Origin of the sequence: Priestia sp. HNGD-A6, assembly GCF_045784335.1 — a bacterium.
GTDB classification, from domain to species: Bacteria; Bacillota; Bacilli; order Bacillales; family Bacillaceae_H; genus Priestia; species Priestia zanthoxyli.
In genome coordinates this window covers 3,893,268-3,907,943 of sequence record NZ_CP138621.1, presented here as the reverse complement: position 1 = coordinate 3,907,943, position 14,676 = coordinate 3,893,268, and the positions used below count along the sequence as shown (strand labels likewise).

Below are 14,676 nucleotides of genomic sequence, written 5' to 3'. Positions count from 1 at the left end.
ACGCCACTTCATTTTTATTTTGCATACTCTACTGCTCTTGTTTCGCGAATAACCGTTACTTTGATGTGGCCAGGATAATCCAGCTCATCTTCAATTCGTTTTCGGATATCTCGAGCAAGTCGATGCGCTTCTAGATCACCAATCGTATCTGGTTTCACCATAATACGAACTTCACGCCCTGCTTGAATTGCAAATGATTTTTCAACGCCTTCATAAGACTCTGAAATTTCTTCTAACTTTTCAAGACGACGAATGTAGTTTTCTAACGTCTCACTGCGAGCACCTGGTCTTGCAGCAGATAATGCATCCGCTGCTGCAACTAGTACAGCAATGATTGATGTTGGTTCTGTATCTCCATGGTGAGAAGCAATCGCATTAATAACAACCGGATGTTCTTTATACTTTGTAGCTAATTCAACACCGATTTCTACGTGGCTTCCTTCTACCTCATGGTCAATTGCTTTACCAATATCATGTAACAACCCTGCTCGTTTGGCTAACGTTTCATCTTCACCTAATTCAGCAGCCATAAGTCCTGATAAATGCGCTACTTCCATTGAATGTTTCAGCACATTTTGACCATAGCTTGTTCTGAATTTTAAGCGACCAAGAATTTTCATCAAGTCTGGGTGCAACCCATGAACACCGACTTCAAACGTCGTTTGTTCACCGACTTCACGAATATATTCGTCCACTTCGCGGCGAGATTTTTCAACCATTTCTTCAATACGTGCGGGATGGATACGACCATCTTGAACGAGTTTATCAAGTGCAATTCTTGCTGTCTCACGACGAATTGGGTCAAATCCTGATAAAATAACTGCTTCTGGCGTATCATCAATAATAAGATCAATTCCTGTCAAAGTTTCAAGCGTACGGATGTTTCGACCTTCTCGACCGATAATTCGGCCTTTCATTTCGTCATTTGGCAAGTTAACAACTGAGACAGTCGTTTCAGCAACATGATCTGCTGCGCAACGCTGAATAGCAAGTGAAAGAATTTCTTTCGCCTTTTTATCGGCGTCTTCTTTTGCACGGTTTTCTGTTTCTTTTACCATTATTGCAATGTCGTGAGAAAGTTCATTTTCAACACGATCTAAAATAATCGCTCTTGCATCTTCTCTTGTTAAGCTTGAAATGCGCTCTAGCTCTGTTTGCTGTGCACGTACTACTTCTTCAACTTTGCTTTCCATCTCTTCAATATGCTGTTGTTTAACAGTAAGAGAATCATCTTTCTTTTCAAGTAACGCTTCACGTTTATCAAGTGATTCGTCTTTACGATCAAGATTTTCCTCTTTTTGCATTAATCGATTTTCTTGTTTTTGAAGTTCTGCTCGACGATCACGAATATCTTGTTCTGCCTCTGTACGAAGCTGATGGATTTCATCCTTCGCTTCTAGTAAAGCTTCTTTTTTCAAAGCTTCCGCCTCGCGGGTTCCTTCATCAATAATTTGTTCTGCACTAGACTTTGCTCCCGCAATTTTAGCTTCAGCAATCGATTTACAAACAAAAAAGCCAACAACTGCACCGACGATTAGGCCAAGCAAAGCGAAGATGATTGTATTAGTATCCATCATTTCACCTCCCCTTGCTATAAACTTGTAAGTTTTAAATTTCATGTCGGCATGTACATCGTATTCACCTTTCAATATACACACAAAGGCTTTTAAACGCTAAAATGTTTTAAAAAGGGAAAATATACATCTTAATTGTAAATCTGTGCATTTTTATTGTCAAGCCTGCCTCTACAGTATATATTGAAATTTCGCATGTTACTTTTCTAGCATTAACAATTTTTACAAAAAAAAGACCCCTTCTTTGAAATAGAGGAGTCTTTTTTTTATCTCGCAGCAAATTAAATATTTAAATCGCCTTGATCGTCATCCTCAGGAGCTGGCTCTCCATCTTGGTCTAAACCATGATGTTCACGCACTTGTCCCGCAATTTCCTGACGAATATCAGTATTTTCTTTTAAGAATTGCTTTGCATTTTCACGGCCTTGACCTAGACGCTCGTCATTATATGAATACCAAGATCCACTTTTTTGGACAATATCTAGTTCAGAAGCGATATCCAAAATTTCACCCTCTTTTGAAATACCTTCTCCGTACATAATATCTACTTCGGCAGCACGGAAAGGCGGAGCTACTTTATTTTTCACAACTTTAATTCTTGTTTTGTTACCTACGATATCATTTCCTTGCTTTAACTGCTCTGCACGACGCACTTCTAGACGCACTGAAGAGTAGAATTTAAGCGCACGTCCACCAGGAGTTGTTTCAGGGTTACCAAACATTACGCCGACTTTTTCACGAATTTGGTTAATAAAGATAGCGATTGTTTTAGACTTGTTGATAGCTCCAGATAGTTTACGCAATGCTTGAGACATTAAACGAGCTTGTAGACCCACGTGAGAGTCTCCCATTTCTCCTTCAATTTCCGCTTTTGGCACTAACGCTGCTACTGAGTCAACAACAATAATATCTACTGCGCCGCTTCGAACTAAAGCTTCAGCGATTTCTAAAGCTTGTTCTCCTGTATCAGGCTGAGATAATAACAGCTCATCAATATTAACACCTAATTTTTGAGCATATACAGGATCTAACGCGTGCTCCGCATCGATAAATGCAGCCTGTCCGCCCTGCTGTTGAACTTCTGCAATCGCGTGAAGAGCAACTGTTGTTTTACCTGAGCTTTCTGGGCCATATACTTCCACCACACGTCCACGTGGATATCCACCTACGCCTAAAGCTATATCTAATGCTAATGAACCACTTGGAATTGTAGAAATTCTTTTTTCCGTTTGTTCACCTAATTTCATAATTGAACCTTTACCAAATTGCTTTTCAATTTGCTTTAAAGCCATATCAAGGGCTGCTTGACGATCGTTCACTCAATTTCCTCCTCTATCTCTTTGAAATCATCTATAAACTGCAAACTTACTACGATGTAGTAGCAATGTCGAATTAACAACTTTCTATAACTTACTATACTAGTTTTTGGGTCGTTTGACAAGCAAAAAGCGAATAAATGTTCGTTTTTTATAAAATTAAAAAAAGGCTGCTTTGGTAAAACTAAGCAGCCTTTTTTCTTTATTTTTTTATCGTCTTCAATACGTAATGACAGCCGTAATTAACCGTTCGTGAACGAATTCCTTGGCGCCTTCCAGATAGCTGCAAACTGTAAACTTGAGGAGTTTGATCCTTATAAGCGACCCCTATATGCACTGTTCCTACAGGGTGTCCTTCTTGTTTAGAGGGTCCAGCTACACCCGTAAAACCGATGCCAATATCCGTTTTGTATAACTGTTGAATACGCTGAGCCATTTCAGCCGCGCACTGCTCGCTAACGGCTCCGTACTGATTCAGCGTGTGTTCGCTCACTCCGAGAATATTTTGCTTGATTTCATAATGATAGGCTACCAGGCTGCCTTTAACAACTTCTCCAGCACCTGAAACAGTTGTTAAACGTTCGCTGAATAACCCGCCGGTTAAACTTTCGGCTGAAGCAATCGTCAAACCTTGTGCCGTTAATTCTTTTACCAATTCATTATGTAAAGAAGTTGCTTCGTATCCATATAAATACTCGCCTACGCGCTCTGAAATGGTTTTTTCCACTTCGTCTAACATGCGCTGTGCTTCAGCAGCATCAGCGTGCTTAGCAGTTAAGCGAAGCGTCACTTCTCCATCTCCTGCAAGCGGTGCAATCGTCGGGTTTGTTTGCGCATCAAGCAAATCTTCAATTTCCGTCTCAAGCTGTGATTCTCCTATTCCGAAAAAACGAAGAACGCGTGATTCAATACTTTCTTTTAATTCAAGCTTTTGAGCTAAAAATTCTTGACCATATGCTTCATACATTGGATAGAGCTCTTTTGGCGGCCCTGGGAATAGCATATAGTGTTTTCCCTCTACTGTAAGCCCCATACCTGGAGCCATTCCGTAATCATTAGGGAGCACTGTCGAACCTTCAAGTACAATTGCCTGTTTTTTATTGTTAGGTGTCATGATACGATTTGACTGTTTGAAATAGGCTTCAATGCTTTCAAGTGCTTCCGCATTTGTTGTCAACTCTACTCCTAGCACACTCGCAATTGTTTCTTTTGTTAAATCATCTTTTGTAGGACCAAGCCCGCCTGTGAAAATAATTAACTCTGCACGTGTTTGAGCTGTAACAATCACTTCTTTCAAGCGCTGTGCATTATCTCCTACTACTGTATGATAGTAAACATTAATTCCAAGTTCGGCTAATTTTTTCGATAAATACTGAGCGTTTGTATTGGCAATTTGCCCAAGCAGCAGCTCAGAGCCGACTCCAATAATTTCAGCGTTCATCATATCATCTCCATCTTACTTATTTTGAATTAACAAAAGCCTGTTTGTTTTTAGCAAAGTAGTCCCAGCCTGAAATAACCGTAAAAATCACTGAGATCCAAAGCATTACGCTAGCAAACGGAATGGAAATCCATTCAAAAGGCAAGTTGTACAACAGAATAGCTGAAATAGCTAAAATTTGAGTCCATGTTTTAATTTTACCTAACATATTGGCTGCTACAACTTCTCCTTCCCCTGCTAGTACAAGTCTTAAACCTGTGATAGCAAATTCACGGCTAATAATGATGATAGCAGCCCATCCTGCACCTGCAATTAAATCTAAGTCAACAATAGCTACAAGCGCAGCTGAAACCAACAGCTTGTCTGCTAGTGGATCTAAAAACTTGCCCAAGTTCGTGACTAAATCGTACTTTCTTGCATAGTATCCGTCGATCCAGTCTGTTGTAGATGCAATAATAAATAATGCCGCCCCTAATAGATGAGCGATCGGAATCTCTTTTCCTGCTGCCTCCACTGTGCCAAATGGTAGCGGCACCATCATAAAAATGAGGAATACGGGAATTAGAAAAATTCGCGAAATGGTAATCTTGTTTGGTAAATTCACTTCTTCTGCCTCCAATTACTGTTACAAACTGAAAGCGTGCAAACGAAGTTGTTTGCACGGCTTTGGTTTTATTATAGCGTGAATGAGTGTTTAATTCACATATTATCTTTATTTACACCCTGACCACTTTTTAAAACAGGCTGTTTACTGTGCTTCTGCCGGCTGATATTGAATCGTTACAACTTGTCGAACTTGCTTGGATGAATCAAACGGCAAGTCAACCGCTTTTCCATTTACTTTTAACTCTACTCCAGGTGAATAACCGATGTTGACACGAGCTTCCGTTTCTTTCGTCAAATCAAATTCTTTTGTTTCACCTTTTTTTAGAATGGAGCTAAAGAAAGCATTTCCTTTTCCATTTTTCACATCTAACCAAGTATCTGCTTGAGTGGATGTTACTTCTAGGTTAAATGCATCTGTACCGGAAAGAGCATACGTAGCACTTCTGCCTGTTTTTTGAACTTCCTTGTATTCTTGTTTACCGCTGTCTTTCTTTTCTTTTTCAGCTTTTTCTTTCTCAGCTTTTTCTTTCTCAGCTTTTTCTTTTGCGGCTTTTTCTTTTTCAGCTTTTTCTTTTTCTTTCTTATCAGCAGCACTTTGTTCATCTTCTGACTTGCTATTGTCATTTTTTGCAGTAGTTTCATTCGTTTCTTCCTGCGTGTTAGACTGCTGAACTTCGCTGTTTGGAGCTTCTTGATTAGCCTGCTCCTTGTTTTTATCCGAGACGATATTTTGAGCGATTACCCAAATAATAATCCCAACAACTACAACTCCCGCCACCACTAGAACAGTTGGAAGGTAGTCATATGCTTTTGAAACTCCTTTTGTATGCTGAGGAATTTCTTTGCGGCTGCGAACGCGCGAAAGCTGCTGCGGCATGTCTTCTGTTTGAGTTGAAGGAATGTCTGATTTGTATTCTTCAAAAATAGCATCTGTGTCCAACCCAATTGCTTCGCAGTATTGCTTAATAAACGCTCGTACGTAAAATTTCCCTGGCATAACCTCATAATTGCCTTCTTCAATGCCAAGTAAATAGCGTTTTTGAATTTTCGTTAGTTTTTGTAAATCCTCTAACGACAATCCTTTGCTTTCTCGTTCTTGTCTTAACCTTTGTCCTAACTCTGTCAATGCTAACACCTACCAATTATGCTAAAAATCAAACATCGATAATCCACCGTCTTGAAACATTTGAGGACCTTCCATTATTTCATATGTAATCTTCTCATTGGGGTCATTTCTTATTTCAATAATGTAGGCAAAATCATCTAACGAATACTCGGTATTTTGTACAAATACATCCGGATGCTCCACGATTTTTGTCGCGGGTACATTCATTACTTCTCGAACAAGCTGCCAGTGCTTTTCATTCGCTCGTTTTGTCGATACAATCCCGTCAATGATAAAAATATTATCAGCGTTGTATTCGTCAGCAATAAGCTGACTGCGAATCGTTTGTTTTAAGAGTGTAGAAGACACAAAAAGCCACCTTTTGTTCGCACATACGCTAGCTGCTACAATCGATTCGGTTTTGCCTACTCGCGGCATACCTCGAATACCGATAAGCTTATGACCGTCTTGTTTAAACAGTTCCGCCATAAAATCTACGAGCAAACCTAATTCATCTCTTACGAAACGGAATGTCTTTTTATCATCTGCGTCACGCTGAATATAGCGACCGTGACGCACTGCTAACTTATCACGCAATTTAGGCGGTCTCATTTTTGTCACAATGATATTATCCATTGTTTTCAAAATAGATTCAAGCCTGTCTATTTGCTCATGTGAATCACAGCGCAGCAATAATCCACGGCGAATATCATCCACTCCATTAATTGTGACAATATTAATTGACAACATTCCAAGAAGCGATGAAATATCACCTAAAAGACCCGGACGATTTTTTTGTATTTGATATTCTAAATACCACTCAATTTTCTCCATCAAACCCCTCCCATTTCTTGGCTGGCCTTCGAGAGGTGCCCCCTTTTTTTCACCTAGTTTAACTATAAATGATTTCCATTATATTATAAACCCTAAAGGCAAGTAGTTCTACATTTGTTATGTATGTAAGCGCTTATTTATTTGTACTATTTAATTCTAAGAAAAAAGGAGCTTTCACACGCGGTGAATTAGCTCCTTTTTAGAAACGATAACTTATTTTACTGATCCGTTATTTTGAACTAATTTCACCATGCTGCTCGCAATCGCATGCTGCTCTTCTTTAGAAGCAACGCTCCAAAGGTCTGCTAAAATTCGCTCTTGATCATTTTTTGCATCAACTTGGTTTGCTAAATATCCACCAATTTGATAAGCAAGATCATGAATAACTTCTTCTTGCATTCCTTCGTTTTGTGCATGATGTAAACGGTCGCCTAAAAAATCTTTCCAGCTATCCCAGTTTTCTAATACTGACATGAGTAGCCCTCCTTAAGGTTTATTCATATCATAGTTTGTACCTTGTTTTTAATTTTATGCACACTTTATATGTACCAACCGCCATTAACCGATAATATTTGTCCAGTTATATACGAAGCACGTGAAGATATTAAATATGAAACCGCATCTGCCACTTCTTTTGGATATCCTATTCTTCCTAAAGGGATCTCTTCAGCCAGCTCTTTAACCTCTTCTTTTGAATAGCTGGCCATCATATCCGTTTCAATCGCTCCGGGCGCAACTCCATTGACGCGAATTCCACTTAATGCAACCTCTTTTGCCAAAGCTTTTACAAACGTATTTTGGGCGCCTTTTACCATTGAATAAAGAACTTCAAACGAAGCTCCTGTAAGTCCCCAAATGGAAGAAATCATGATAATTTGTCCGCTTTTAGCACTGATCATTTTAGGCAGCAAAGCTTTTGTAATAACAAAGGGAGCCGTGATGTGAAGATAGATCATTTCTTCGGTTTCATTTGCCGAAGCATCTGTCATTAACCCGCTAACGCTTCGTCCGCTGTTATGAATAATAACTTCTACCGGAACAATAATCTCCTTTAAAAACTTCTCCATTCCCTCTTTACATGATAAATCCGCTTGTACTGTAAACACGGTTTTCACCTTTTCAGCTAGCTCATGTGCAAGCGCCTCTATTTTGTCTTTTCGTTGATGATAGTGCAAAATAAGCGAGTATCCATCTTCAGCCAATTGCTTAGCAATCGCTGTGCCAATTCCTCCGCTTGCACCTGTCACAAGGGCAAATTTCTCCATAGCCTTCTCTCCTTTACATGCAAAAAAGCTGATGAACATCAGCTTTTTTGGCAACAATCATCTTTATTTAGGTACTACTTCACAAACCGTAAAGTTCTTTTCATCAATAATCTCGTTTAGCACATCTTTTATTTCGTTTACCTTCAGTTTTTCTAGCGTTTCAACAATATCAAATAAATTCATATCATTAAACGCATAGCGTGTAAACTGATTAGCGATAAACTCAGGTGAGTTTAATGAACGTAAAAATCCGCCGATTTTCTTTTTACGAATACGTTCAAGTTCCTCTTCTGTTAGTGATTTCGTTTTCATTTCAAGTAAAATTTGTTTAACTCGATCATACAGCTGTTCCGGTTGATCCGTATCTCCTCCGATAAGAGCAAAACCAAATCCTCTTTCCTCCGTATAATCATACGCAAACGTTTCATCAATGAGTCCGTCTGCATACAACTCCTCATAGTACGAAGAGCTTTTTCCAAATGCATAATCTAAAATGATATTCATTGCTAACTCGTATTTAAGCATTTCTCCGCCTGAACGCTGCGGATTTTTCGCTTTTAGACCCACCATACATTTCGAAGACTGCACCGGCATTTTTAATACTTGTTTTTCTTGATCCACCGTTTCAGGCTCTTCGTCAAAATGACGCTGTATGTCAGAGATTTCTTTATAATCTTTTTTCTGCTGATTGTCTCGAACTTGCTTCATTACTTTTTCCGCATCAACAGGACCTACAATGAACAACAGCATGTTGCTCGGATGATAAAACGTTTCATAGCATGTGTACAGTAAATCTTTATTAATATGTGAAATCGATTCGATCGTGCCAGCAATATCAATTTTAACAGGATGGTTTTTGTACATATTTTGAATGGTACCAAAATACAAGCGCCAGTCCGGATTGTCGTCATACATTGTAATTTCTTGACCGATAATGCCCTTTTCTTTTTCTACCGTTTTTTCTGAGAAGTACGGCTCTTGTACAAAGTCCACTAATGTTTCAAGATTTTCTTCAAAGTTAGATGTACAGCTGAATAAGTAAGCTGTGCGGGTAAAAGAAGTAAATGCATTGGCCGAAGCACCTTGTTTACTAAACTGCTGAAAGACATCTCCGTCTTCTTTTTCAAATAATTTATGCTCTAAAAAGTGGGCAATTCCATCCGGAACTTTTGTCATTTCATTTTCATTTAGCGGTACAAATTGATTGTCAATCGATCCGTAGTTTGTTGTAAAAGTGGCAAACGTTTTGTTAAACTCCGGTTTTGGCAAAATGTATACCTGCAGCCCGTTATCCATTTTTTCATGATACAGCTGTTCTTGAAGCTGCGAAAATTCAATTTTCTCCATTTTCTTCACCGCCCGTTCCTGTTAAGAAATAAATTGTATCCATTTCAATTTTCTCAGCCACTTTAATAATTTCCTGCTTAGATACCGCATCAATATGCTTTAAGTATTCATCAATTGAAATATCTTTACCCGTTAATTCATTATGATACATAACCTCTACTAGTCCTCGTGGAGTATCCACCGTTTCAAGCAGCTGGTTGTGAATAACGGCTTTCGTTTGAGCGATTTCGCCGTCTGTAAACGATCCTTGTTTCATTTCCTGCATTTGTTCTTTAATAATCGTAACAGCTTGGTCGTAATTTTTAGCATCAATACCCGACATGACCATTAGTAATCCTTTATGACTCTCTACTCTCGAAGCAGCATAGTAAGCTAAGCTCGCTTTTTCACGCACGTTAATAAATAGCTTGGAATGTGAGAACCCTCCGAATATCCCATTGAATACTTGAAGAGCAAAATACTGTCTATCTCCGTATACAACGTTTGTACGATAGCCAATATTTAATTTCCCTTGTTTGACTTCTTGTTTTTCCACCACTTCATTTACGTTTGAGATCTCTTTAGACGTGATAGAATCTTCAATGTCTTTTTGCTCGCGCTTTGGTAAAGTAAATGTTTCTTTTACTGTTTGTAAAACCTCTTCGACTTGCAAATCTCCAATAGCATAAAGGTGAATGGCATCTTCTTTTAACACCTGCTGATAATAAGCGTACAAACTTTCACCTGTAATTTCTTCCACATCGTCAATTTGACCGTTTACATGTAAAGAGTAAGGTTCTTCCTTACACATTTCTTCAACTAGTCTTAAATTAGCATAGCGCATTTTATCATCAAATACGGCTTGAATTCGCTGACGAAGCGAACGCTTTTCTTTTGTCATAATATCCGTTAAAAAAGAGTCCCCTTCAACTGCTGGCTTTAATAAAATATCGCCAAGAAGAGCTAACGCTTTTTGCAAAAGCGGAGTTGAATCTTTCAAATATTTTTCATTCGCTATATCAATGCGAATCGTAATATCGTGGTTATCACCTTTTTTTGTTAAGTCTACTTGTAAAGTAGCACCATAAAGCTCATCTAAATATGTACGAAGCTTTGTCGTAGACGGCAGCGACTCGGTAGCGCTTTGAAGCACATAAGGTAAAAGGGCACGCATTGTCACCGTTTTCTTATCTAAAGGGGCATTTAGTTTTAAAATGAACGTGTTTGTTTTGTACTTAGCTGTTTGAATGGTATGAACAGTCAATCCTTCTAGTTCATGTTTTTGTTCAGTCAATAATTTCATATATAAACCTCCTTTTAAATTTTGATGTATTAACTAGACAATACTTCTATTTTGAATCTTTAACGCTAATTTTAGTCTTATAACCACTATATCGAATTCAAGGAAACATTTTCAAGTAACTTGCCGCGCGCTTCCTCATTTCTTTTCATATTCTTTCTCTCAATGAAAAAAAGGCGGAGAAAAGAATATGATTTCTTTGTCTCCACCTTCTATATTTATCCAACTTTAGTCATTGTTAGACCTCGTATAGAGGATTTATTAGCGGCGGCCTTTTTCATAAGGAACGCCCAGCGCTTTAGGAGCCTCAGCACGTCCTACAAAACCAGTAAGCGCTAAGATTGTTAATACGTACGGTGCAATGGTTAAAAGGACGGATGGGATATCTTGAATAACCGGAATCTGAGCTCCCGTGATACTCAAAGACTGTGCTAATCCGAAAAACATGGCTGCACCTAAAGCACCAATAGGATGCCACTTCCCGAAAATCATGGCCGCAATAGCAAGGAACCCTTGTCCAGCAATCGTTCCCGCTGCAAAGTTTGTAGCGATAGACGTGGCATACACCGCTCCGCCAATTCCAGCGAACATGCCGGAAATCATAACGCCAACGTAGCGCATTCTCACAACTTTAATCCCCATCGTGTCTGCTGCCATTGGGTGTTCACCAACTGAACGAAGACGGAGACCAAACGGCGTTTTATAAATGGTGTACCATACAGCAAAAGCTAGCACAATCGCAATATAAGACGTAATAGGAACGTTCGAAAACAGAATTTTACCGATTACTGGAATGTCTGATAAACCTGGAATACTTACTTTATCGATACGGAATTGAATAAAATCTGTTTGTCCTTTCCCAAAAATCTTTTTAATTAAAAAGATTGAAAGACCCGCAGCTAGAAAATTCAGGGCTACACCACTTACAGTTTGATCTGCTTTTAATGTAATGCTTGCAACAGCATGAATCAGCGAGAACACAGCGCAAACAACAGCCGCAATTACTATTGCTACCCACGGGGCCCAAGCACCTAATGAATCCTGAAGTAAAAGGGTTGAAACAATACCTGTGAACGCGCCAAACATCATCAGCCCTTCTAATCCAATGTTCACGACCCCGGAACGTTCACTAAATATCCCTCCGAGCGCGGTAAAGATAAGCGGTGCAGCTGAATAAAGCGCCGCTGGAATAATAATGGCTAACACCTCTAAGAAGTTCATTTTGCTCCCCCCTTGCCTGCACGGCCAAGCACCCAGCGAATTAAATAACTAGATGCAACAAAAAAGATAATAAGCGCAATGACAATTTGAATTAATTCAGACGGTACGCCTGTCATAAAGTTCATTTGAGGAGCCGCAGTTTGCAGTCCTCCGAAAAAGAATGAAGCTAATAAAATTCCAATTGCGCTGTTAGCTCCTAAAAGGGCTACGGCAATACCGTCAAATCCCGTACCCGTAAACGCAGTGAATGTGCCCATATATTGAAATGTTCCAAGCCCTTCCATAGCCCCGGCAAGCCCGGCAAAAGCGCCTGAAATCGCCATGGATAACACAATGTTTCGGCCTACATTCATTCCTGCATACTGTGAAGCATGCTGATTAAAACCAACGGCTCTTAGCTCGAAGCCCTTAGCTGTTTTATTCAAAATAAACCACATTACGACGGCTGCAGCGATGGTAATAAGAATGCCGTAATGAAGGCGGGAGTTATTGGTTAACTGTGCTAAAAAGCTTGATGCTAAAGATGCCGATTCTTTAATATCATACGATTTTTCATTACCCGCGTATAAATACGTACGGATTAAGCTGCTCGTGGTGTAAAGGGCAATATAGTTCATCATGATGGAAACAATTACTTCATGAACATGAAATTTTGCTTTTAAAAATCCTGGAATAAACGCCCAAACTGCTCCAGCTGCAGCTGCTGCTAATACAGCTAAAGGAATATGAATGACTGCTGGTAAATCAAACGCATACCCAACCCATACTGAAGCCAACCAGCCAACTAAAAGCTGTCCTTCTACTCCAATGTTAAAGAGACCGGTTTTATAAGCAAACGCAACCGCAATACCGGCCAGAGCAAGAGGCGTCATGGCACGAATCGTTTCTCCAATGGCTTTTGGCGTCCCAAACATCCCGTCAAAAAGAGATTGATAGCCAAGCATTGGATCATAGCCGCCTAGTAACATAATAACCGCTCCGGCAATGAGTCCTAATATGGCCGATACAACAGGGATCAAAATCATCATTACACGTTCGTTTTTCACAAGTTTATTCATGCTGTTCCACCCGCTTTCTCACGCGTACCGCCTGCCATTAATAGACCTAACTCTTGTTCATTCGTTTCTTTTGGATCTACAATGTCAACTATTTTCCCTTCATAAATAACCGCAATGCGATCGCTTAGATTCATTACTTCATCTAGTTCTAGCGAAACGAGCAGCACTGCCCGTCCTTTATCTCGTTCTTCAATCAGCTTTTTATGAATAAATTCAATGGCTCCTACATCCAGCCCCCTCGTTGGCTGAGCTGCAATTAATAGTTCCGGACTGCGGTCTACTTCACGGGCAATAATGGCTTTTTGCTGATTTCCGCCCGATAGCGATCGCGCTTGCGTATATTCACTAGGGGTTCGCACATCATATTCTGCAATTAACTCTTTTGCTTTTTTATACAGCTCTTTATAATTCAAAATACCTGATTTAGACATCGGCTTTTGATAATACGTTTGAAGACCGATATTTTCACCAATTGTATAATCTAATACAAGCCCGTGCTTATGGCGATCCTGCGGAATATGTCCTACTCCTGACTCCGTAATTTTACGCGTGGATAACGTAGACAACTCTTGATTTTTTAACGTGACCGAGCCCGACTTTATTTTTCTTAGACCCGTAATTGCCTCAATCAGCTCTGTTTGGCCATTTCCATCCACACCCGCGATGCCTACAATTTCGCCTGCTCGAACGCTTAGATCAAGTGAACTTACAGCCTCTACTCCTCGGCTGTCTTCTACTACTAATTCTTTTATTGTTAACACAGCTTCTTTTGGAGTCGCTGTTTTCTTTTCAGTTTTAAAATGTACTTCTCTTCCTACCATTAAAGCAGCAAGTTCATCAGGGTTGGTCTCTCGCACATTTACCGTACCAACCCCGACACCTTTTCGAATAATTGTACAGCGGTCACACACTGACATAATTTCTTTTAATTTATGCGTAATTAAAATAATCGACTTTCCTTCTTGAATTAATTTTTTCATAATTTGAATTAATTCCGTAATTTCCTGAGGTGTTAAGGCGGCAGTAGGTTCATCAAAAATAAGAATGTCGGCTCCTCTGTAAAGCGTTTTTAAAATTTCCACTCGCTGCTGCATGCCAACTGAGATATCTTGAATCTTCGCATATGGATCTACCGATAATCCATATTGATTTGAAAGCTCTTGAATATCTTGAGCTGCTTTTTTAATATTGATTTTCCCCGTTCGCGTCGGTTCGTTCCCAAGAATAATATTTTCTGTGACTGTAAAGTTTTGAACAAGCATAAAATGCTGATGAACCATTCCAATTCCTAAGTCATTCGCTACGTTAGGGTCCGTGATTTTGACTTCTTGGCCGTTTACACGAATCTGTCCTTTTTCAGGCTGATAAAGCCCAAATAAAACGTTCATCAGCGTTGACTTACCTGCACCATTTTCTCCTAACAAAGCATGAATTTCTCCCTTTTTCACTTGGAGTGTAATATTGTCATTAGCGACAATACCGGGAAACTCTTTGCGAATATCTAGCATTTCAATAACATATTCCACTACTTTCACTCCCTATTCCTGCCTGCTACAGGATTCTGTCTTCCGTTTTTTGGCTATGAAAAAGGCTAGTTTTCACTAGCCTTTTATACTCATATAATCATTGC

Annotated in this window: 13 protein-coding genes; all 13 read right to left on the bottom strand. The window is 39.5% G+C overall.

The window, feature by feature from the left end; translation table 11 throughout:
• Positions 1-14 precede the first annotated feature (14 nt).
• On the bottom strand, positions 15-1,574 hold the full coding sequence (rny, locus tag SCI76_RS19955; protein ID WP_013058803.1) for a ribonuclease Y: 1,560 nt from the start codon (positions 1,572-1,574) through the stop codon (positions 15-17).
• Positions 1,575-1,855: 281 nt separating this feature from the next.
• Positions 1,856-2,893, bottom strand: a complete 1,038-nt coding sequence (gene recA, locus SCI76_RS19950; RefSeq protein ID WP_013058804.1) for a recombinase RecA — start codon at positions 2,891-2,893, stop codon at positions 1,856-1,858.
• Positions 2,894-3,092: 199 nt separating this feature from the next.
• Complete coding sequence (locus tag SCI76_RS19945) at positions 3,093-4,334, bottom strand: competence/damage-inducible protein A (RefSeq protein WP_048019864.1); 1,242 nt, start codon at positions 4,332-4,334, stop codon at positions 3,093-3,095.
• A gap of 16 nt (positions 4,335-4,350) precedes the next feature.
• The gene (gene pgsA / locus SCI76_RS19940) at positions 4,351-4,935 is read right to left on the bottom strand and encodes a CDP-diacylglycerol--glycerol-3-phosphate 3-phosphatidyltransferase (protein ID WP_028411382.1); all 585 of its coding nucleotides are present in this window, start codon (positions 4,933-4,935) and stop codon (positions 4,351-4,353) included.
• A 144-nt stretch (positions 4,936-5,079) separates the two neighbouring features.
• Entirely contained in the window at positions 5,080-6,072 is a 993-nt protein-coding gene (locus SCI76_RS19935; RefSeq protein ID WP_234419915.1) for a RodZ domain-containing protein, read from the bottom strand.
• A 12-nt stretch (positions 6,073-6,084) separates the two neighbouring features.
• Positions 6,085-6,876 carry a DUF3388 domain-containing protein gene (locus tag SCI76_RS19930; RefSeq protein WP_013058808.1) on the bottom strand — a complete coding sequence of 264 codons (792 nt, stop codon included), beginning with the start codon at positions 6,874-6,876 and terminating at the stop codon, positions 6,085-6,087.
• A 213-nt stretch (positions 6,877-7,089) separates the two neighbouring features.
• The gene (locus tag SCI76_RS19925; protein WP_013058809.1) at positions 7,090-7,350 is read right to left on the bottom strand and encodes a DUF3243 domain-containing protein; all 261 of its coding nucleotides are present in this window, start codon (positions 7,348-7,350) and stop codon (positions 7,090-7,092) included.
• A 65-nt stretch (positions 7,351-7,415) separates the two neighbouring features.
• Positions 7,416-8,141 carry an elongation factor P 5-aminopentanone reductase gene (gene ymfI, locus SCI76_RS19920; RefSeq protein ID WP_048019862.1) on the bottom strand — a complete coding sequence of 242 codons (726 nt, stop codon included), beginning with the start codon at positions 8,139-8,141 and terminating at the stop codon, positions 7,416-7,418.
• 63 nt (positions 8,142-8,204) lie between these two features.
• Positions 8,205-9,488 (bottom strand): EF-P 5-aminopentanol modification-associated protein YfmH, encoded by a 1,284-nt coding sequence (gene yfmH / locus SCI76_RS19915; RefSeq protein ID WP_025750276.1) that lies wholly within the window; start codon positions 9,486-9,488, stop codon positions 8,205-8,207.
• Positions 9,475-10,770 carry an EF-P 5-aminopentanol modification-associated protein YfmF gene (gene yfmF, locus SCI76_RS19910; protein ID WP_028411385.1) on the bottom strand — a complete coding sequence of 432 codons (1,296 nt, stop codon included), beginning with the start codon at positions 10,768-10,770 and terminating at the stop codon, positions 9,475-9,477. Before yfmF ends, yfmH begins: the two co-directional genes overlap by 14 nt.
• Positions 10,771-11,028: 258 nt before the next feature.
• Positions 11,029-11,988 carry an ABC transporter permease gene (locus SCI76_RS19905; protein WP_048019861.1) on the bottom strand — a complete coding sequence of 320 codons (960 nt, stop codon included), beginning with the start codon at positions 11,986-11,988 and terminating at the stop codon, positions 11,029-11,031.
• Positions 11,985-13,046: an ABC transporter permease gene (locus SCI76_RS19900; protein ID WP_014458483.1), complete on the bottom strand. Its 1,062-nt coding sequence runs from the start codon at positions 13,044-13,046 to the stop codon at positions 11,985-11,987. The genes SCI76_RS19905 and SCI76_RS19900 overlap by 4 nt, the downstream gene beginning before the upstream one ends.
• Positions 13,043-14,572 carry an ABC transporter ATP-binding protein gene (locus tag SCI76_RS19895; protein WP_048019860.1) on the bottom strand — a complete coding sequence of 510 codons (1,530 nt, stop codon included), beginning with the start codon at positions 14,570-14,572 and terminating at the stop codon, positions 13,043-13,045. Before SCI76_RS19895 ends, SCI76_RS19900 begins: the two co-directional genes overlap by 4 nt.
• Between the last annotated feature and the right edge of the window lie 104 nt (positions 14,573-14,676).